This is a genomic window from Micrococcus sp. GbtcB5 (assembly GCF_019091605.1).
In the GTDB taxonomy this organism is placed as follows: domain Bacteria; phylum Actinomycetota; class Actinomycetes; order Actinomycetales; family Micrococcaceae; genus Micrococcus; species Micrococcus luteus.
The window spans coordinates 42359-60670 of sequence record NZ_JAGXJK010000009.1 but is presented as its reverse complement, the minus strand read 5'-3'; the positions used below and the strand labels follow the sequence as shown (position 1 = coordinate 60670).

Below are 18312 nucleotides of genomic sequence, written 5' to 3'. Positions count from 1 at the left end.
GGCCGGCATTCCCGACGGCGGTCACCGGGCCGGGGCGCCGCCGTCGGACGTCCGCTCCCCCGCGACGACGGCGCCCACCGCGCGGGCGAAGGCCGCGAACACCTCAGCGGGGTCATTGGCCGTGACGAGCCGGGCGTTGGGGCGCCTGCCCCAGATGTCCCGCGTGTCGTGGACGGTGGTGCCGCGCAACAGCTCCGAGTCCGCCTCGACGTCGACGACGGTGGCCCGCGTGGCGATGCGGGCCTGGCCCGCGGCCACCTGGGCGGCGAAGAGGTCGTGCAGGTGGGCGATGTAGCCCTGGTCGTAGTCGTGGTGGAACTCGAAGTAGAAGCGCAGCGCGTCGGCGAGCACGTCCAGGACGGGGCGGCCGGTCGCGGCGGCCGGCCCGGCGACCCGCGGTCGGTCCGCGGACCAGCCGACGGGGCTGGCCCCGGCGTCGGCCAGGAGGCCGTCCAGCAGGGCCGGCGTGTACTCGATCCGCTCCGTGGTCTCGAGCGCGCACACCACCGGCAGGCGATCCTCGGGCAGGCCCTCGAAGGCCGCGAACACCTCCTTCGCGGCGTCCGGGTCCACCCAGGTGTTCCACTCGGCGGTGGGCGTGGTGTTGCCCGGATGATAGAAGGAGCCGCCCATGATCACGATGCCGCGGGCGAGGAACGGCAGGCGCGGCTCGACGCGCAGCGCGAGGGCCAGGTTCGTCAGCGGCGCGGTGCAGAGGATCGTCGTCTCCCCGGGGTGGGCCCGAAGCTCGTCCAGCCACACCTCCACGGCGGGCCGGGGCGAGAGCCACTCAGGGCGCCGATCGATCCGGGCATGGCCGAGACCGCCGTCGCCGTGGGTCTCCGGGGTGGTGACCGCGGGCCGACGCAGCGGGGTCTCGGCACCGACGGCCACCTCGACGTCGGCCCGGCCGACCAGGTCCAGCACCGCGGCCGTGTTCAGGGCGCAGTCCCGGGCGGTCGCGTTGCCGCCCGTGGTGGTGACGGCCACGAGCTCGGGGCCGGCGCCGAGGCGGTGGGCGCCCACGAGGTGGAGCAGGGCGCAGGCATCGTCGATGCCGGTGTCGACGTCGGCGAGGAGGCGGGCGGTCACGGGGTGGGCGTGCCGCCGTTGGCGTTCAGGGTCTCGCCGTTGACGTAGCTGGACTCGCCCGAGGCCAGGAACACATAGGCGGGCGCCATCTCCACGGGCTGGCCGGCGCGGCCGATGGGGGTGCTGTGGCCGAACTCGGGCAGCTTCTCCTCGGGCTCACCGTAGGACACGTGCTGCACCGTCCAGATGGGCCCGGGCGCCACCGCGTTGACGCGGATGCCCTTCGGGCCGAGCTGCTCGGCCAGGCCCTTGGTGAAGTTGTTGATGGCGCCCTTGGTGGCGGCGTAGTCGAGGAGCCTCGGGTTGGGGTTGTAGGCCTGCACCGAGGTGGTGTTCACGATCGTGCTGCCCGGGCCCATGTGCTTCAGCGCGGCGCGGCTGAGCGTGAACATGGACATGATGTTGATCTGGAACGTCTCGTGGACCTGCTCGTCGGTGAGATCGGTCAGGTCATCGGAGATGAACTGCTTGCCCGCGTTGTTCACGAGGATGTCCAGGCCGCCGAGGCGCTTCGCCGCCTCGTCCACGAGGGCGGCGCGGTAGTCGGCGTCCATCAGGTCGCCCGGCAACGCGACGGCGGTGCGCCCGGCCGCCTCGATCGCCGCCAGGACGCGGTCGGCGTCGGGCTGCTCCTGAGGCAGGTAGGCGATGGCGACGTCCGCGCCCTCACGGGCGTAGGCGATGGCGACCGCGGCACCGATGCCGGAGTCGCCGCCGGTGATCAGGGCCTTGCGGCCGGTCAGCCGGCCCATCCCCCGGTACGAGTCCAGACCGATGTCCGGGACGGGATCCGTCTTCACGTCCAGGCCCGGCTCGGGCTGGCGCTGCTTGGCGACGCGGAGCTTCGGGTGGCGGGTGCGCGGGTCGTCGTGGGCCAGCTGGGAGTCCTGCACGGGGATCGCGGGGGCGTCGTCCTTCTTCTCTGGAGTGGTCATGGGCCCGATGCTACGAGGCGAGCGCCAGAGGGTGACAAGGGACGGGGCGCGGCGTCGTCGGCGGCGTGGCCCACGCGACGACGGCGCCGCAGCGGCTAGGCGTCAACGCGGGGTCAGCGGGGCCCGCTGAGGCCGCGCAGGGCGCCACGGTGCTGGAGCACGTGCAGGTCCCAGCGTGCGCTGAGCCCCTCGAACAACCCGATGCCACGCCGGGAGTTACCTTGCTCGTCCAGGCGCGGCGACCACGTGGCGATGCCCAGGGCCCCGGGCACGGCGCCGAGCAGCGCGCCCGAGACGCCGGACTTCGCGGGCACGCCGACCTCGGCCACCCACTGGCCGCTGGCGTCGTACATGCCGCAGGTGAGCATCACGGACATCGCCTGCTGCGCTACCCACTCGTCCAGCACCCGCTCCCCCGTCACGGGGTTCGTGCCGCCAGCGGCGAGGGTGGCGCCCATGACGGCCAGCTGGGGTGCGGTGACCAGGACCGAGCACTGCGCGAGGTACCCGGCCACGGCCTCGCGGGCCGAGATGGGCAGCCGGCCGGCGTCGGCGAGCAGGTGGGCCAGGCCCAGGTTGCGGTCGGCGCGGGTGCGCTCGGCGTCGAGGACGTCCTCGCAGACCTCCAGCTCGACGCCGGCCATCGCGCTGTAGCGGCGCAGTAGCAGGGCCGTCCGCTCATCCTCGTCCCCGGCGGGCAGGAGGGCGTGGACCAGGATGGCGCCGGCGTTGATCAGCGGGTTGTACGGCCGGCCGTCGTCGTGCAGGGACAGGTGGTTGAACGACTCACCGGAGGGCTCGACGCCCACGTCCTCCAGCACGTGGTCCAGGCCGATCTCCTGCAGCACCACCGCGTAGGTGAGGGCCTTGGAGACCGACTGCAGCGCGAAGGCGTGCTCGGTCTCCCCGGCGGCGGCCTGGTGACCGTCCACCGTGCACACCGCCACGGCGAGGCCGTCCACATGCTGGCCGGCGACGTCCTCGAGGTAGTCGGAGGGCTCACCGCGACGGTCGGACTCCACCTCGTCGAGCATCGCGCGCAGGTCGTCGTCGAATCGCGTCATGTCCATTCCTGGCACAGTAGTGGGCGGGCGCCCGGGTCGCGGGCGGGCACCGGGCCGGTCACGGTGTGTACTGGACCGGGCGTTCGGGCCCAGCGGCAGGCCCAGCCACCTCCAGCCGATGACCATGCCGGTGCACGCGGGCAGGAAGGCGATCGAGGACGGGAGCATCGTGGCGATCAGGGAGCCGATGCCCATCTTCCGGTCGTACCTCTGAGCCACCGCGATGATCAGCGGGACGCTACGCGGGCGACGGAGGGTGAAGGCAAAACCCGGGAACCCGGGCCGGGGCTATCGTCGGGGGATGGACGTGCGGATCGGGACCTCCGGCTGGACCTACAGGCACTGGCGCGGGACCTTCTACCCGCAGGGGCTGCGGATCGCCGACCAGCTCGACCACTACACGGAGCGCTTCCGGACGGTCGAGCTCAACGGCTCCCACTACCGCTGGCCGGCGGACAGCACCGTCGAGGCATGGCGCGAGCGCCTGCCCGCCGGCTTCGAGATGGCCGTCAAGGCCTCCCGCTACCTCACCCACTACCGCAAGCTCAACGAGCCGCAGGACTGGGTGGAGCGCATCGTGCACACCCTGGACCTGCTCGGTGACCACGCCGGGCCGCTGTTGCTGCAGCTGCCGGCCCACCTGCACCGCGACGACGACCGACTCGCCGGGTTCCTCGGCCTGCTGCCCGAGCGGGTGCGCGTGGCGGTGGAGGTCCAGCACGAGTCCTGGCTGGACGAGGACGTGTTCGACCTCCTCGACCGGCACGGGGCGGGGTTCGTGGTCTCGGTGATCGCCGGGCGGGAGCCGGTGCTGCGCGCGACCGGGCGCCTCGCCTACGTGCGCTTCCACAACGCGGACCCGGACTGGCGCTACGGCGGCTCGTTCTCCGACGCCGAGCTCTCCCCCTGGGTGGAGCGGCTGCGGGAGCTGACCGGCGCGGACGCGGCGGGCGCGCGCCCCGCCTACGTCTACTTCAACAACGACAACCACGGCCACGCCGCGTTCAACGCGCTGACGCTGCGCAGGATGGCGGAGACCGAAGCCTGACACGTGCCGAGCGCGTGCCTAGCGTGAGGAGGAAGCGGCGGCCGAGCGCCGCCGTCGTCCCCCGAGAGCACAGGAAGGCAGACGCACATGACCCTCATGCAGATCCCCACGGACCACGGCACGATCGGACTGAACGTGGAGGAGGCCGGCCACGGGCGTCCCGTGGTCCTCATCCACGGCTGGCCGCTGACCCTCGACTCGTGGAAGGACCAGGTCGCAGCCCTGTCCCCGCACTACCGCGTGATCACCTATGACCGGCGGGGCTTCGGCGCCTCGGAGAAGCCCGCCGGCGGGTACGACTACGACACGATGACCGCCGACCTGCACGGTCTGCTCACCGAGCTCGACCTGCGTGACGTGACGCTCGTGGGCTTCTCGATGGGCGGTGGCGAGGTGGCGCGCTACATGTCCCGGTTCGGCGCGGACCGGATCCACTCGGTGGTGTTCGCCGGCGCGGTGCCCCCGTACCTGCTGAAGACCGACGACAACCCCGACGGCCCGCTGACCGAGAAGCAGGCCGCCGAGATGCGCGCGGGTCTCGAGAAGGACCGCGAGTCGTTCTTCGACGACTTCACGACGACGTTCTTCTCCACCCCCAAGCTGGCCGGCCTGACCAGCAGCCTCAAGGTCACCGAGGAGCAGCGCCAGGAGGCCATCCGGATGGCGCTGCAGTCCGACCAGACGGCGGCGCTGGCCTGCATGGACGCGTTCGGGGCCACCGACTTCCGCCGTGACCTGCCGGCGGTGACCGTGCCGGCCCTGGTCCTGCACGGCGATGCGGACCAGATCGTGCCGTTCAAGGGCTCCGGCAAGCGGACGCACAAGGCGATCGACGGCAGCCGCGTCGAACTCGTCAAGGACGCCCCGCACGGCTTCAGCATCAGCCACTCCGAGGAGTTCAACCGGATCCTGCTGGAGTTCCTGGCGGAGTGAGGGCGCGGTGAGCTTGCGGCACAGTCAGGCCGACAGTCGTTGCACTGTGCCGGTGGTGCTTGCATGTGGTCGAGGTGGCGAGGGAGAAGTGATGAAGCGCCAGCGAACGGAATCCGACGAGGTGTCGGGTGGGGACAGTCCCCCGGAAGTCATCTCGCTCCCCTGGGCGATAGTGGGTCATCTGAGCACGGGTCTTGCCCTCATGCCGGGGGTGTGGCTTCTGTGGTGGCTGCTCAGCCAGGCCCTTGCCAGCCCTCTCGGCGGGTGGGCTTCGCTGGAGCTCGCTGTGACCGCTGTGGTAGTCAGTTCGATCTTGGTCGCCTGTGGTGAGCGGCCTTTCGTGGTCGCATCCGCCCACCCTTCCCCGGGCGGCTGGGGCTATGCCGTGTGGAGCTTCGTGGTTCCCCCGGCCGTGGGAGGAATCGTCGGCTGGTTTGTCTCTGCGGGGGTTGCCGCGTGCGGCGCTGTCGCCATGTTCCTCGTCTTCGCCGCTGAAGCAGTGTGGGTGAAGGTCTGGAGCCCGGTATGAGTGCGGCTGTGAAGCGCCCTGGGTTTCGTTCCGATCCCAACGAAGGAGAATCGGAACATGCCCAAGGGGTTCAGCCCCGAGCTGCGTGAGCGCGCCGTGCGGTTGGTCCTGGAACGCCAAGCCGCCCAGGGAGGACCCCGTTCGCATTCCATCCGGGCGGTAGCCCCGCAGCTCGATGTCAGCGAAGAGACCTTACGGATGTGGTGCCAACGCCACGGCCACGAAGTAGCCCAGGCACCGGCCTCAGAGACCCCCGCGGAGGAGATCCGCAGGCTCAAACGCGAGCTCGCCGAGGCACGGCGCGCGAACGAGATCCTCAAAGCCGCCTCGGCTTTTTTCGCAGCGGAACTCGACCGCCCCACGACGAGATGATCGCGTTCATCGACGAACACCGCGATCCGTTCGGGGTCGAGGCCATCTGCCGCACCCTGCGTGCGACAGAGTGTGGGTTCATCACCTCGACGTAAGCTACCGCGCCGCGAAGACACGCCCCAGGTCTTCGAGAACGCTGCGGGACAAGATCCTCGTGGAGGAGCTCCGCCGGATCCACGCGGAGAACTACAGCGTCTACGGCGTCCGGAAGATGCACCACGCGATGGCCCGCGCCGGCTGGAAGATCGGCCGGGACCAGGTCACCCGCCTATGAAGCTCGCCGGCGTGGAAGGGGTTCGGCGCGGCCGTAAGCCGATCACCACGAGGCCGGCAGGTGAGCCGGATGCTCGTCCCGACCTCGTCGAGCGCCGCTTCACTGCCGAGCGCCCACACCGGCTCTGGGTCGCTGACATCACCTACGTGCGCACGATCTCGGGGTTCTGCTTGAGTCGCTTTCATCACCGACGTCTACTCCCGGCGCATCGTGGGATGGGCGGTCTCCGGCAGCCTCCATACCGCGGGGCTGCCGTTGTTGGCCCTCGAGCACGCTCTGGTGAGCACGGGAGCCAGCCGTGGCCGCCAAGGCCTGGTGCACCACTTGGACCGAGGCGCCCAGTACGTCAGCTTGGCCTCTTCCGACGCGCTCATCACCGCCGGGGGCGAGCGCCTCAGTGGGCACCGTGGGCGACTCCTATGACAACGCACTCGCGGAGACCGTGAACGGGCTCTACAAGGCCGAGCTCATCCACGCCAAGCGGGTGTGGGAGTCGACCGAGGCGGTCGAGCTGGCCACCATGGGGTGGGTGCACTGGTGGAACACCACCCGCCTGCATGAGGCCCTTGGCTATCGCACTCCCGCAGAGGTTGAGGCGGCTTACACTCACGATCAGGATTCAGCGCCCGTTGCATCCTGACCTCGGAACGGAACCCAGGGCGCTTCAGTGAGCAGTAGTCCGGGGAGGCCGACGACGCCTGAGGCGTTCCCTTTCGCCCCCACGACGGCGCCCGCTCCCTACCGCGCGAGGGTGCGGGCGCCGTTGTGCGACGTGAGGGCTGGGCCACGAGCCTCAATCCGCTGGTCAGCTTCCCGTTCGAAAGAACCACCCTCAGGCATGATGTTGCCGTTTGCCTTCCCATCCCTCTGACACTGCCGAGGCCACCATGACCAATCCGTCCGTCTATCCCCGCGGCTACCGCCCCCGACACGCGGCTGATGGGCCCGATTCGACTCCTGTGGTGGCCCGAAGGCAGGCGGACTGGCGACCGGAGATCCAGGGCTTGCGCGCGGTCGCAGTCCTCCTGGTGGTGGTGTTCCACATCTTCACGGACAGGGTGTCGGGCGGCGTCGACATCTTCCTGTTCATCTCGGCTTTCTTCCTGACAGGCTCCTTCACCCGCAAGATGGAGGCTGGAAGGCCCCTCGCGGTGGGGCGCTACTGGCTTCACGTCTTCACGCGCCTCATGCCCATGGCGGTGCTGACGATCTTGCTTACCTTGGTTGCCGTTGCCACGGTGTATCCGCTGGCCGACCGTGCTTCGTGGCGGACGGAGGCGCTGGCGTCGGCCCTCTACGTGGAAAACTGGACCCTGGCGTTCAACGCCGTCGACTACTACGCCGCCGACAACACCTCGCTGTCCCCCTTCCAGCATTTCTGGTCGCTGTCGGTCCAGGGGCAGGTGTTCATCCTGTGGCCGCTCCTCTTCCTTGTCTCAGCCCTGGTGGCCCGCCGCACCGGGGCGCGGCCCCGAGCCGTCCTCACGACTGCGTTCGCCTCGGTGTTCGTCGTGTCCCTGCTGTGGTCGGTGACCCAGACCTCCCAGAACCAGGCGTTCACGTACTTCGACACTCGGGCTCGCCTATGGGAGTTCGCCCTCGGTTCCCTCCTGGCGCTCGTCCTTCCATTCCTTCACCTGGGACGGCGCACACGGGTGTTCCTCGGCTGGGCAGGGCTCGCGAGCATGATCGCCGTCGGCGTCGTGGTGGACGTCCAGGGCGCCTTCCCCGGCTGGATCGCGCTGTGGCCGCTGATGTCGGCCACTGCTGTGATCGTCGCGGGCACCAGCGGCTCCCATTTCGGTGTGGACCGGGTACTGGCTTCCCGCCCGCTCACCCGCTTGGGTGACTCCGCCTACGCTCTCTACCTCATTCACTGGCCGCTGCTCATCACCTATTCCGTCCTCACGGGGTCACAGAAACCCGGCGCGGCCGCAGGCGTCGTTCTCGTCGTCGTCTCCCTCGGCGCGGCCCTCCTCCTCTCGGTGCGCGTGGAGCGTCCGCTACGAGCGTGGGGCTGGCCCCAGACGGCCGCCTGGCGGTCCGCCGTCGTACTGGGGACCTGCGCCGCTCTCGTTGTGGCGCCGGTGACCCTGTGGCGCGGCGCCGAGCCAGCGGAGTCCGCACGAGTCCTCGAGGCGGCCGACCGGAACAACCCGGGCGCCGCCGTCCTGCGCCCCGACTACGAGCCAGCTGGAGACCCCGGTGCCCCTGTTCTGCCCGTGGTGGAGGGACGGTACCCCTTCCCCGAGTACCCCGAGGAGTGCGACCCCGCCCTGGAAGCACAGTTGACCGAGGTCGGAGCCGAGTCGTGCCATGTCCTCGTCCCACAAGCAGATCCGGCCGGCGTCGTGCTGATGGCCGGCAACAGCCACGTGATGCAGTGGTCCCCCGCTCTCCGGCGCCTCGGTGAGGAGAGACGGCTGGAGGTCGTCAGCTATACGCGGGGCAGCTGCCTGGTAGCGCCGATGGAGGAGCAGGTGGACGACTCCCCGAAGTGCCCGGACTTCCTGGCAGACCTCAACCTGGTCGTGGAGCATGTGCGCCCGGACGTCGTCTTCATGCAGGGCACACGCAGCACCTACGAGGACGAGGAGATGCTCACCCCGGGGATGACCGGGCGGATGGAGGAGATTGCGGGGACGGGTGCCCATGTCCTCGCACTCCGGGACAACCCCCGGTTTGCGGCCGGATCGCCCACGACCTGCGGAACGATGCACGGGGTCGATGCGGTGACGTGCCGCTGGACGCATGCCGTACTCGATCCGAACACCAGCCCCCTGGCCGGATTGGCCGATGCTCATCCCCGCATCGCGCAGGTGCAGCTGAACGACATGATCTGCCCGGACCGTCAGTGCCAGCCCACGGTGGGCAACGTCCATGTGTACTGGGACGACAACCACCTCACCCCAACGTATGTAGAGACTCTTGCTCCCGTCTTCATCGAGCGTGTGCTGGCGGCCCTGGAGCACGACGGCATGCGTCTAGGACGCTGAGGCTCTCTCGAGCGCGCTGATCAAGGGATGGGAATGGTGCGGGTGTTGATGACACCCTCAGTCCGTTCCCGCTCCTCTATCGGCCTCGAAGAGGTGGGCAGCATGCGGAGCAGAACTACGGCGCCGGGCGCGCCCAGGGCGTGTCTGACACCAGCTTCAACCATGTGACCCCAGTGGTCAGGCGCTCGGCGGGCCGGTAGATGATCGTGCACTCGTCATACCTGGCCACCCGTCCGCGCGACTGCTGCAGGGGCGCATACTGACGTTCGATGACATTGCGGCCCCTACAGGCGACTGCGTCGAAGCCGACGGGGCACCCGCTGCTGCAGCCACGACGCCTGCGGTGGCCCTGATGGCCAGCTCACACGGGGATGACCGCCGCGGCTGCCACGCAGTGGAGTCGGCATCGGTCAATCCCCTGTCTGGCTCAGGCGATCAAGCTGGCCAATGGCATTCCTGCCCCCGTGTCGAGCTGATGGATCTTCATGCTCAACCTGCCACGGGAGCGTCCGATACCGCGGCCGGCAGGTTCATCCCGCAGATTCCCGTAGTTCTATCCATCCCCTGCATGGCGGGCAATGTTCGTGGCGCGCTGATGAGCGTGGGCGATCGCGGAGTCCAGTCCGGACCCATCCATCGATGAGGCCCTGGGCGTCGCTGGCGGCCGCCAATGTTGCTAGCACCTCATCCCAGGTGCCCTCAGCTGCCATCCGCCAGCACCAGGTCAGCGCGGTCTGCCAGGGCCCGTAGACCTCGGGCAGATCCCGCCACAGAACTCACGTGCTGATACTGGCAGATGATGACCTCGGCCATCACCCGGGCGTCGGAGAGCGTCTGGATACGAAAGATGCGATCCAGGGTGTCAGCTGACCCCTGGATTCATTGCCAGACACGTTCTAGGCCCGGTCATCCTCCAGGCACGAAGAAGCCCCCACACCGACATGGTCGGTGCAGGGGCCTCTGCTCGGCTCCCCCGGTTGGATTCGAACCAACAACCCTTCGATTAACAGTCGAATGCTCTGCCGTTGAGCTACGGGGGAATGTGCCGCGAACCGCCGGAGCCGTTCGGACAACGGATGGAACTCTACCAGAGCCCCCGCCCGCGTGCCACCCGGCCGCGGGGCGCCGTCGTCGCCCTGCCCGCCCCCGGGGACCGGCGGCCCTTGCCAGGCACGGCTCCGGCAGGCCTACCGTGCGAGGACATCCCCAGAACCATCAGGAACGGACCCGAAGGAGAGACGTGTCCATGACCATCACGACCCTCACGCGTAAGACCGCCCTGACCGGCACGGGCGTGCTGGCCGCGCTCGCCCTCGCGGCTTGCGGCACCACGGCCGACAACGGCGACGACGGCTCCGTCTCGCCGGAGGTCGACGCCTCCTCGGCAGTGGCGAGCACCCCCGCCACGGACGACGCCTCGACCACGTCGGCCTCGGCGTCGTCGTCGGCCTCGTCGACGTCGGCGCCGTCGACGGCCGCCGCGGCCAGCAGCGGCTCGGGCACCGGCCAGGCCGACGACCTCGCCTACGCGGTGATCGACGCGGTCCTGGAGAAGCACGGCGACGGCATCATCGTCGAGGTGGACGCCAACGATGACGACACGACCTGGGAGGTCGACGTCGTGGTGGGCGAGGAGGTGAAGGAGCTGGACGTCACCGCCGACGGCGACATCACCGAGACCGACCGCGAGTCGGATCTCGAGGACGTCCAGAAGGCGAAGGACGCCGAGGTCACCGCCCAGCAGGCACTCGACACCGCCCGGGAGGGACGTGACGGGGTGACCCTGGACAAGATGGACCTGGACGACGACAACGGCACCCTCCAGTGGGAGGTCGAGTTCGACCGCGAGGACGGCTCGGACGGCCCCGAGGTCGAGATCGACGCCAGGTCCGGTGAGGTGCTCAAGGTCGACGAGCACTGACGCCGCGCCGCCGTTTCCCGAACGAAAACGGGCCTGGGGCCGCCGTTTCCCGAACGAAAGCGCGTCTGGGGCCGCCGTTTCCCGAACGAAAACGGGTGGGGGTCAGTCGTCGGCGCGGAGGGCCCGGCGGCGCGCCTCCAGTCCCATGAGCTCGCTGTTGAGGCGGGTGAACTCGGCGGGGTCGCCCTCGGGGCCGAGCCGCTGCAGGCGCCCGAGCAGCTCCTCCTTGCGGTGCACGATCTGCAGGGCGAACAGGCGGTTCATGATGTCCCGGCAGTACCGGTCCACATCCTCGGGAGTGCGGGCGGGCAGGTCGCGGACGGCCAGTTCGGACACGACGCCGGCCACCTCCTGGGGCACGGCGTCCCGCACGGCGTCCACCCAGCGCTGCGGCGTCGCCCCCGCCGACCCGGCCATCTTCACGCCCTGGTGGACGGCGGCGTACTGCGGGACCGTGAAGCGGGCGGCGTACAGCGCGGTCCACTGCTCCGCGGAGAGCAGGGTCGGATGCTGCAGCACCACCTCGAGGGACTCCCGCTCCCGGCGGGCGACGGGGTCGCGCGGATCCACCGGCACCACGATCCGCGGCGCCGGGGCGGCGGCCTCCCCGTGGTGGCCTTGGGGCCCGATCGCCTGCCCGTCGTCCGCCGGGGCCGGCCGCGCCTCGGGCTCGGGCCCCCGCCGCGGCGCGCGCCCGGCCGCGGCCACGGCGCGGTGCACGGCGTTCGGGTCCAGGCCGAGCCAGCCGGCCAGCTCCCGCTCGTAACCGGGACGCAGGACGGCGTCCTTGATGCCCGCCACGATCGGAGCGGCATGGCGCAGGGCCCCGGCGCGGCCCTCCACGGTGTCCAGGTCGTAGTCCTTGAGCCCGGCCCGGATCGCGAACTCGAAGAGCGGGCGCCGCGAGGCGATGAGCGCGCGCACCGCCTCGTCGCCCTTCTGCATGCGCAGGTCGCACGGGTCCATGCCGCTGGGCTCCACGGCCACGAACGTCTTGGCGAGGAACCGGTGGTCCTCGTCGAACGCCTTGAGGGCGGCCTTCTGCCCGGCCTCGTCGCCGTCGAAGGTGAAGATCACCTCGCCGCCCGTGCCGTCGTCGGAGATCAGGCGGCGGGCCACCTTGATGTGGTCCGCGCCGAACGCGGTGCCGCACGTGGCCACCGCCGTCCCGACGCCGGCCAGGTGGGCCGCCATCACGTCCGTGTAGCCCTCGACGAGCACCAGCTGACGCTCCTTGGCGATGGTCCGCTTGGCCAGGTCGATCCCGTAGAGCACCTGCGACTTCTTGTAGAGCGGCGTCTCGGGGGTGTTGAGGTACTTGGGCCCGGGGTCGTCGTCGTACAGCTTGCGCGCGCCGAAGCCGATGGTCGCGCCGGTCATGTCCCGGATGGGCCAGAGCAGGCGGCCGCGGAACCGGTCGTACAGGCCGCGCTGTCCCTCGGACACCAGACCGGAGGCGCGCAGCTCCTCGTCCCGGAACCCCTTCTGCCGGAGGTGGTCCAGCAGATGCGACCACCCCTGCGGGGCGTACCCGAGGCCGAACTGCGCCGCGTGCTCCTGTGTGAATCCCCGCTGGGTGAGGAAGTCGCGGGCGACCTGGGCCTCGGGCGAGCCGAGGGCACGACGGAAGAACTCGTCCGCCACCTTGTTCGCCTCGAACAGACGACGACGGTGCCCCGTCTCCGCCTTGTCCGGGCCGGTGCCGCCGTCCTCGTAGTGCAGCTCCACCCCCACGCGGGACGCCAGCCGCTCCACGGTCTCCGTGAACGTGGTGTGCTCGAGTTCCATCAGGAAGCTGATGACGTCCCCGTGCGCGCCGCAGCCGAAGCAGTGGTAGGTGCCCACGCCGGGGCGCACGTGGAACGACGGCGTCCGCTCATCGTGGAACGGGCACAGCCCCTTGAATGAGCCCACGCCCGCCGAGCGCAGGGTGACGAACTCCTCCACGACGGCCTTCAGATCCGTGCGCTCGCGGACGAGGTCGATGTCCTTGCGCACGATCAGTCCAGCCATGCGGACCATTCTAGGGAAGGGGCGGGGCGGTCAGCCCCGAGCGGAACCGGCCTCCGTGGACGGCTCGGCAGCCGCTGCGGCCTGTGCAGGACCGGTCCCCGCCGCGCGGGGCGCTTCGGTCCGCGCCGCGCCCGCTCCCTCGGACGTGGGGCGCCCGGTCGCGGGGTCGATCACGGGCAACGCGCCGGTGGCCGCCTCGACCAGCGGATGGAACAGCGCGGCCGAAGCCAGGCCACCGTGACGGCGGCGCGCCGAGGACACGAACGAGAGGCTCATGTCGCCCACCATAGCGACGCGCGACCGTGATTCCGGTCACGGGACGGCAACATTCTAGGCGGTCAGGTCACGGTTCGACGCGCGCCCGCCCCCGCGGACTGCCCGTGCAGCGGCAGCAGCCGGGGCACCAGCCGGACGAGGCTCACCATCACCCCGAGCTCCACGAGCGTCTGCGTCACCACCACGAGCGGGGCCGGGTCCAGGCTCGCCGGCAGGGCCAAGGTCAGCGGCAGCACGACCAGGGAGTTCCGCGTCGCGCCCGAGAACACGAGTGCCCGTCCCGCGGGCACGTCGAGACGCGCCCACCGCGCAGCCACCACGCCGAGGGCCACCATCACGGCGGCGAACGCCGCGAACAGGGGCACGACGGCGGCCAGCGCGGGCAGCTGCTCCCCCACCCCGCGGATCTGTGAGGCGACCACCGTGAACAGCGTGACGACCATGAGCGGGACCATCGCCGCCGCCATCCCCTCCTCGACCGCACGGGCCGCCCGCCGGGGTCCGGGCGCACCCCGCCGCGCCGTGCGCTGCACGAGGGCGGCCACGGCCAGCGGCACCAGGATCAGCAGCACCAGCGCGCGGACGAACGGCCCGGCGTCGACGGCGGCGACCGCCTCCGGACCGGCGAACGCGCGCAGCAGCACGGGCAGCGCGACCAGCTGGACGAGCATGAGCAGCGGAGCGGCCGCCAGCAGCCTCTCGGCCGTCCCGCCCGCGAGCGCGGTGAACGCGATGACGTAGTCCACGCACGGGGCCAGCAGCACGAGGAGCACGCCCACGAGCAGCGCGTCGTCGTGGGCCACGAACCGACTCAGCCCGAACACCACCGCCGGCACCGCCAGGAACGTCGCCAGCAGGAGCAGCGCGAGGACCGGCTCGACGAGCACCGCCCACGCGCCCGCCCCGGGCACGGCCCACCCGACGACGGCGCCCGCGGCGATCCCGGCGGGGGCTGACCCCTACGCTGGGGGCCATGCCCACCGCCCCCGCACCGTCCGAGGCCGCTGCCACCCCGTTGCACGTGGCCGTGCGCACGCTCGACGCCGCGGCGCTCGCGGCGGCCGGACACACGGCGGCGACCGCCGTGGCGGCGGTCTACGCGCACGCCGTCGTGCGCGGGGCGGCGTCGTTCTGGCTGGACTCGGCCCTGCCGGACCCGGCCGAGGCCCGCTGGTCCGTGGCGGGCGACGGCCTGGACGTGCTCGGCGAGGAGCAGGGCCGCACGCCCTCCCCCGGCCCGCGGCTGGTCCGGCACGACGACCCCGCCGATCCGGACCGCGCGTGGGCCGACCTCGCGGCCGCGGCCGCGCCCCGGCCGGTGGTCGGCGGCGAGGGGCTGCCGCTGCGCGGCGGCCTGGTCGGCTGGCTCGGCTACGAGCTCGGCCTGGCGGATCTGGGGGTGACACCGCCCTCACGTCGAGCCGAGGACCCCGCGTCCCTGCCCGCGCAGTTCTGGGTGCGCCCGTCCCGCTACGTCGTGGCGGACCACGCGGCCGGGGTGCTGCACTGCTGCGTCGTCTCCCTCGCTCCGACCGCCGCGGAGACCGGGGCCGACCGCTGGGCAGGGGACGTGCGCCGCGCCCTCGCCGCGGCCCGCCGCGCTCTCGAGACGGCGGCGGGCGACGTCGTCGTGCCCCCGCCGCGGGACGCCGGCCCGGGACCACAGGCCGACGAGGAGGCGCCGGGCACGTGGCGCGAGGACCGGGCGGCGTACGCCGAACAGATCGCCCGCTGCCGCGCCGCGCTGCACGCCGGCGACTCCTACGAGCTGTGCCTGACCACCCGCTTCGACGCCGATCCCGGGCTGCGCGTGGACCCGCTGGTCCTCTTTCACGAGCTCGCCGCGCACCAGCCGGCCCCGTATGCGGCGCTGCTGGAGCACGGCACGGGCGCCCGCCGGTGGGCCGTGGTCTCGGCCTCACCGGAGCGGTTCCTCGCCGGCCGGGACGGGCGGTACAGCACCAAGCCGATCAAGGGCACCGCCGCCCGCCTGGCCGACCCGGTCGCGGACGCCGAGGCCGCCCACGCGCTCGCCGCCGATCCCAAGACCCGCGCCGAGAACCTCATGATCGTGGACCTGCTGCGCAACGACCTCTCCCGGGTGTGCCAGCCCGGCTCCGTGCAGGTGCCCTCCCTCATGGCGGTGGAGAGCTACGCGAGCGTCCACCAGCTCGTCTCCACGGTCACGGGGACCGCGCGGGCCGGCGTCGAACCCGTGGACGTGGTGCGGTCCCTGTTCCCCGGCGGGTCGATGACGGGCGCGCCGAAGCGACGCAGCGTCGAGCTGCTGGCCGCGTGGGAGGCCTCCCCGCGCGGGGTCTACTCCGGGGCGCTGGGGATGTTGAGCGCGGACGGGACGACGTCGCTGTCCGTCGTGATCCGCACGGCCGTGCTCGCCGGGGGCCGCTGGTCCGTGGGGGCCGGCGGGGCGATCGTCGCGGACTCGGACCCGGCCGCCGAGCACGACGAGGTCCTCCTCAAGGCCCGCGGCCTGCGCCGGACCCTCGCCCGCGCCGCCGGCACGGGCCTGCCGACGACGGCGCCCGACGTCGCCTGACCCCACCCTGTGGTTCGGGGGCGATATTCGGCGGTATTCCGACGGAATAACGCCGCAAACCGCCCCCAAACGAAGGGGGGGCGACCACCCGTGCCGCCTACCTAGGCTGGGGACATGGCCGATCCGCACCCCGTCCTCGCCGCCTCCGCCCCCGACCTCGACCCTGACGTGCTGGACGCCGTCCGCGCGCTCGTGGCCGCCGCCGAGCGTCCCGTGGTGCTCTCCGGGGCGGGGATGAGCGCCGAGTCCGGCATCCCCACGTTCCGCGACGCCCAGACCGGCCTGTGGGAGCGGTTCTCCGCGGAGGAGCTCGCCACGGAGGAGGCGTTCCTCGCGGATCCCGCGCTCGTGTGGTCCTGGTACCGGTGGCGTGCCCGGATGGTGCGGGCCCGCCGACCGAATCCGGGGCACGACGCCGTCGCCGCCTGGCAGCGCCGCACACCCGGCCTGGAGGTGGTCACCCAGAACGTGGACGACCTGCACGAGCGCGCCGGCGCCCGGGTGCTCGCGCACCTGCACGGCTCCCTGTTCGAGCACCGCTGCGCCGAGTGCGGGGCCCCCGCCGACGTCGACCCGGGCGCGCCCGCGGACGAGGCGACGGCCGGCTCCGAGGCCGACCTCGAGGCGATGCTCCGCGAGGCACCGCCGGCCTGCACCGTGTGCGGGGACGGGCTGATCCGCCCGGGGATCGTGTGGTTCGGGGAGATGCTGCCGGCCGAGCCCTGGGACCGCGCGTTCGCCGCGCTCGAGGACTGCGACCTGTGCGTCGTCGTCGGCACCTCGGGCATCGTGCAGCCGGCGGCGTCCCTGCCGTTCGTGGCGCTGGGGGCCGGAGCCGCCGTCGTCGAGGTGAATCCGGTGGAGACCGAGCTGAGCGGCGCGGTCACGCACGTCCTGCGAGGTCCCGCCGGCGCGGTGCTGCCCGCGCTGCTGGACCCGCCGGTCAGAGCCAGACGCGCCGGAACTCCGCGCCCTGCACCAGGGTGTGATGCCACTCGACGGCGGTCGAATCGGTGAGCGAGGCGATCTGGTCGATCACCACGCGCCGCCGGGCGGCATCGTCGGGGGCCTGCGCCCAGTCGAACGCGAACATCGGCTCGAGGTACCGGTCCCCCATCGCGTCGAGCAGCGCCACGAGCTCCGCGAGCACCTCGCGCTGCCGCGCGTAGAGCGGCTGGCGCTGCTCGGCGGTCATCACGTAGGCCGCCGCGATGCCCTTCATCACGGCGATCTCGGTCTCCGTCTCCTCGGGCACCACGACGTCGGCGCCGTGGCGGGTCAGCGGCTCGTTGCCGAACACCTGGCGCGTGGCGTCGAAGGCGGCGGTGCAGAACCGGCCGATCAGCTGGCTCGTCATGTCCTTCATCGCCGCGAGCGCCCGCCGGGAGCCGTCCATCTCGGAGACCCACACGTCGGTGGCCTCGAGGCGGGCCAGGGCCGCGTCGACCTCGGCCGGGTCCGTGTGCGGCAGGTACCACTGGCGGGTGGTCTCCACGACGCGCTCCCGGTGCTCCGGGATGGCCAGCCACTTGAGCTGGAACACGGCGTTGACCACGCCGTCCTCGACGTCGTGCACGGAGTAGGAGATGTCGTCCGCGAGGTCCATGACCTGGGCCTCCATGGACGTGCGCGTGCCGGGCACCCCGGCGCGGAACCAGCGGAACACGGGCAGGTCGTCCTCGTAGACGCCGAACTTGCGCGAACGCGTGCCGTCGGGGCGCAGCGGGGCGTCCTCACGGGTCCACGGGTACTTGCATGCGGCGTCGAGGGCGGCGCGCGTGAGGTTCAGGCCCGCGGAGGAGCCGTCCGCGAAGAGCTTCTTCTGCTCGAGGCGGGCCAGCAGGCGCAGGGTCTGGGCGTTGCCCTCGAAGCCGCCGACGTCCTCGCTGAGCGCGTCGAGCGCCTTCTCCCCGTTGTGCCCGAAGGGCGGGTGGCCGAGGTCGTGGGACAGGCAGGCGGTGTCCACGAGGTCGGGGTCGCAGCCCAGCGACCGGCCGAGCTCACGCCCCACCTGGGCCACCTCGAGCGAGTGCGTCAGGCGGGTGCGGGCGAAGTCGTCCGCGTCCGGGGCGACCACCTGGGTCTTGGCCCCCAGCCGGCGCAGGCCCGCGGAGTGCAGCACGCGGGCACGGTCCCGCTCGAAGTCCGAGCGGTACGAGGACTTGGGCGGCTCGGGCAGCCACCGCTCCCGGTCCCACGGCGTGTAGCCGGGGGTCTGCACGGCGCGGCCGGCATACGGGGGCCGGCCCTCCGGGCCGAACAGCACCGGCTGGTGGGCGGCGCCGGTCCAGGGCGACGACGG

14 protein-coding genes, 1 tRNA gene, 2 pseudogenes and 1 other annotated feature are annotated in these 18312 nt (G+C 71.7%); of the genes and pseudogenes, 8 read left to right on the top strand and 9 right to left on the bottom strand.

Translation table 11 applies throughout. The features are described from left to right. Positions 1 to 21: 21 nt before the first annotated feature. From KVS67_RS04800 to KVS67_RS14390, 4 genes and pseudogenes are all read right to left on the bottom strand, one after another. Positions 22 to 1092, bottom strand: a complete 1071-nt coding sequence (locus KVS67_RS04800) for a nucleoside hydrolase (protein ID WP_217564793.1) — start codon at positions 1090 to 1092, stop codon at positions 22 to 24. Next, entirely contained in the window at positions 1089 to 2027 is a 939-nt protein-coding gene (locus tag KVS67_RS04795) for an SDR family oxidoreductase (protein WP_230282230.1), read from the bottom strand. Before KVS67_RS04795 ends, KVS67_RS04800 begins: the two co-directional genes overlap by 4 nt. Before the next feature lie 113 nt (positions 2028 to 2140). Continuing rightward, positions 2141 to 3091 (bottom strand): glutaminase A, encoded by a 951-nt coding sequence (gene glsA, locus KVS67_RS04790; RefSeq protein WP_069941728.1) that lies wholly within the window; start codon positions 3089 to 3091, stop codon positions 2141 to 2143. Between the two features lie 87 nt (positions 3092 to 3178). Next, positions 3179 to 3316, bottom strand: a pseudogene (locus KVS67_RS14390) (AbgT family transporter); the annotation flags it as partial. Between the two features lie 76 nt (positions 3317 to 3392). Between KVS67_RS14390 and KVS67_RS04785 the strand changes: the two are divergent. The 5 genes and pseudogenes from KVS67_RS04785 to KVS67_RS04765 all read left to right on the top strand — a co-directional run bounded on the left by KVS67_RS04785 (position 3393) and on the right by KVS67_RS04765 (position 9243). Continuing rightward, positions 3393 to 4139, top strand: coding sequence for a DUF72 domain-containing protein (locus KVS67_RS04785; protein WP_217564791.1), 747 nt, complete (start codon positions 3393 to 3395; stop codon positions 4137 to 4139). A gap of 87 nt (positions 4140 to 4226) precedes the next feature. Further along, entirely contained in the window at positions 4227 to 5072 is an 846-nt protein-coding gene (locus KVS67_RS04780; RefSeq protein ID WP_010079170.1) for an alpha/beta fold hydrolase, read from the top strand. A 91-nt stretch (positions 5073 to 5163) separates the two neighbouring features. Next, positions 5164 to 5601 carry a hypothetical protein gene (locus tag KVS67_RS04775; protein WP_217564790.1) on the top strand — a complete coding sequence of 146 codons (438 nt, stop codon included), beginning with the start codon at positions 5164 to 5166 and terminating at the stop codon, positions 5599 to 5601. A 57-nt stretch (positions 5602 to 5658) separates the two neighbouring features. After that, a pseudogene (locus KVS67_RS04770) lies at positions 5659 to 6887 on the top strand (IS3 family transposase). After that, positions 5931 to 6032 (top strand) — a sequence feature (AL1L pseudoknot). Its footprint overlaps the pseudogene before it by 102 nt. Positions 6888 to 7134: 247 nt before the next feature. Next, positions 7135 to 9243 (top strand): acyltransferase family protein, encoded by a 2109-nt coding sequence (locus tag KVS67_RS04765; protein ID WP_217564789.1) that lies wholly within the window; start codon positions 7135 to 7137, stop codon positions 9241 to 9243. A gap of 968 nt (positions 9244 to 10211) precedes the next feature. Here the strand turns inward: KVS67_RS04765 and KVS67_RS04755 are convergent. Then, positions 10212 to 10283: transfer RNA gene (locus KVS67_RS04755), tRNA-Asn, on the bottom strand. 206 nt (positions 10284 to 10489) lie between these two features. On the opposite strand from KVS67_RS04755, the gene KVS67_RS04750 reads away from it, so the two are divergent. Continuing rightward, complete coding sequence (locus KVS67_RS04750; RefSeq protein WP_217564788.1) at positions 10490 to 11164, top strand: PepSY domain-containing protein; 675 nt, start codon at positions 10490 to 10492, stop codon at positions 11162 to 11164. Between the two features lie 102 nt (positions 11165 to 11266). On the opposite strand, the gene dnaG is transcribed toward KVS67_RS04750, so the two are convergent. The 3 genes from dnaG to KVS67_RS04735 all read right to left on the bottom strand — a co-directional run bounded on the left by dnaG (position 11267) and on the right by KVS67_RS04735 (position 14394). After that, positions 11267 to 13177, bottom strand: a complete 1911-nt coding sequence (gene dnaG / locus KVS67_RS04745) for a DNA primase (protein ID WP_217564787.1) — start codon at positions 13175 to 13177, stop codon at positions 11267 to 11269. A 30-nt stretch (positions 13178 to 13207) separates the two neighbouring features. Continuing rightward, positions 13208 to 13453 (bottom strand): hypothetical protein, encoded by a 246-nt coding sequence (locus KVS67_RS04740; RefSeq protein WP_217564786.1) that lies wholly within the window; start codon positions 13451 to 13453, stop codon positions 13208 to 13210. Between the two features lie 62 nt (positions 13454 to 13515). Beyond that, positions 13516 to 14394, bottom strand: a complete 879-nt coding sequence (locus tag KVS67_RS04735; protein WP_217564862.1) for an arsenic resistance protein — start codon at positions 14392 to 14394, stop codon at positions 13516 to 13518. A gap of 32 nt (positions 14395 to 14426) precedes the next feature. Between KVS67_RS04735 and KVS67_RS04730 the strand changes: the two genes are divergently transcribed. Together KVS67_RS04730 and KVS67_RS04725 are read left to right on the top strand one after the other, a co-directional pair. Continuing rightward, entirely contained in the window at positions 14427 to 16010 is a 1584-nt protein-coding gene (locus KVS67_RS04730; RefSeq protein WP_217564785.1) for an anthranilate synthase component I family protein, read from the top strand. A gap of 114 nt (positions 16011 to 16124) precedes the next feature. Next, a complete protein-coding gene (locus KVS67_RS04725) occupies positions 16125 to 17027 on the top strand; it encodes an NAD-dependent deacylase (protein WP_217564784.1) in 903 nt (300 codons plus the stop codon). Here the strand turns inward: KVS67_RS04725 and KVS67_RS04720 are convergent. After that, the gene (locus KVS67_RS04720; protein WP_368669035.1) at positions 16954 to 18231 is read right to left on the bottom strand and encodes a deoxyguanosinetriphosphate triphosphohydrolase; all 1278 of its coding nucleotides are present in this window, start codon (positions 18229 to 18231) and stop codon (positions 16954 to 16956) included. The genes KVS67_RS04725 and KVS67_RS04720 overlap by 74 nt on opposite strands. Between the last annotated feature and the right edge of the window lie 81 nt (positions 18232 to 18312).

What these genes read in the sequence shown, in the direction of transcription:
- KVS67_RS04795 (WP_230282230.1), bottom strand. Translation starts at nt 2,027, where the DNA reads ATGACCACTCCAGAGAAGAAGGACGACGCCCCCGCGATCCCCGTGCAG.
- glsA (WP_069941728.1), bottom strand. Translation starts at nt 3,091, where the DNA reads ATGACGCGATTCGACGACGACCTGCGCGCGATGCTCGACGAGGTGGAG.
- KVS67_RS04785 (WP_217564791.1), top strand. Translation starts at nt 3,393, where the DNA reads ATGGACGTGCGGATCGGGACCTCCGGCTGGACCTACAGGCACTGGCGC.
- KVS67_RS04780 (WP_010079170.1), top strand. Translation starts at nt 4,227, where the DNA reads ATGACCCTCATGCAGATCCCCACGGACCACGGCACGATCGGACTGAAC.
- KVS67_RS04775 (WP_217564790.1), top strand. Translation starts at nt 5,164, where the DNA reads ATGAAGCGCCAGCGAACGGAATCCGACGAGGTGTCGGGTGGGGACAGT.
- KVS67_RS04765 (WP_217564789.1), top strand. Translation starts at nt 7,135, where the DNA reads ATGACCAATCCGTCCGTCTATCCCCGCGGCTACCGCCCCCGACACGCG.
- KVS67_RS04750 (WP_217564788.1), top strand. Translation starts at nt 10,490, where the DNA reads ATGACCATCACGACCCTCACGCGTAAGACCGCCCTGACCGGCACGGGC.
- dnaG (WP_217564787.1), bottom strand. Translation starts at nt 13,177, where the DNA reads ATGGCTGGACTGATCGTGCGCAAGGACATCGACCTCGTCCGCGAGCGC.
- KVS67_RS04740 (WP_217564786.1), bottom strand. Translation starts at nt 13,453, where the DNA reads ATGAGCCTCTCGTTCGTGTCCTCGGCGCGCCGCCGTCACGGTGGCCTG.
- KVS67_RS04730 (WP_217564785.1), top strand. Translation starts at nt 14,427, where the DNA reads ATGCCCACCGCCCCCGCACCGTCCGAGGCCGCTGCCACCCCGTTGCAC.
- KVS67_RS04725 (WP_217564784.1), top strand. Translation starts at nt 16,125, where the DNA reads ATGGCCGATCCGCACCCCGTCCTCGCCGCCTCCGCCCCCGACCTCGAC.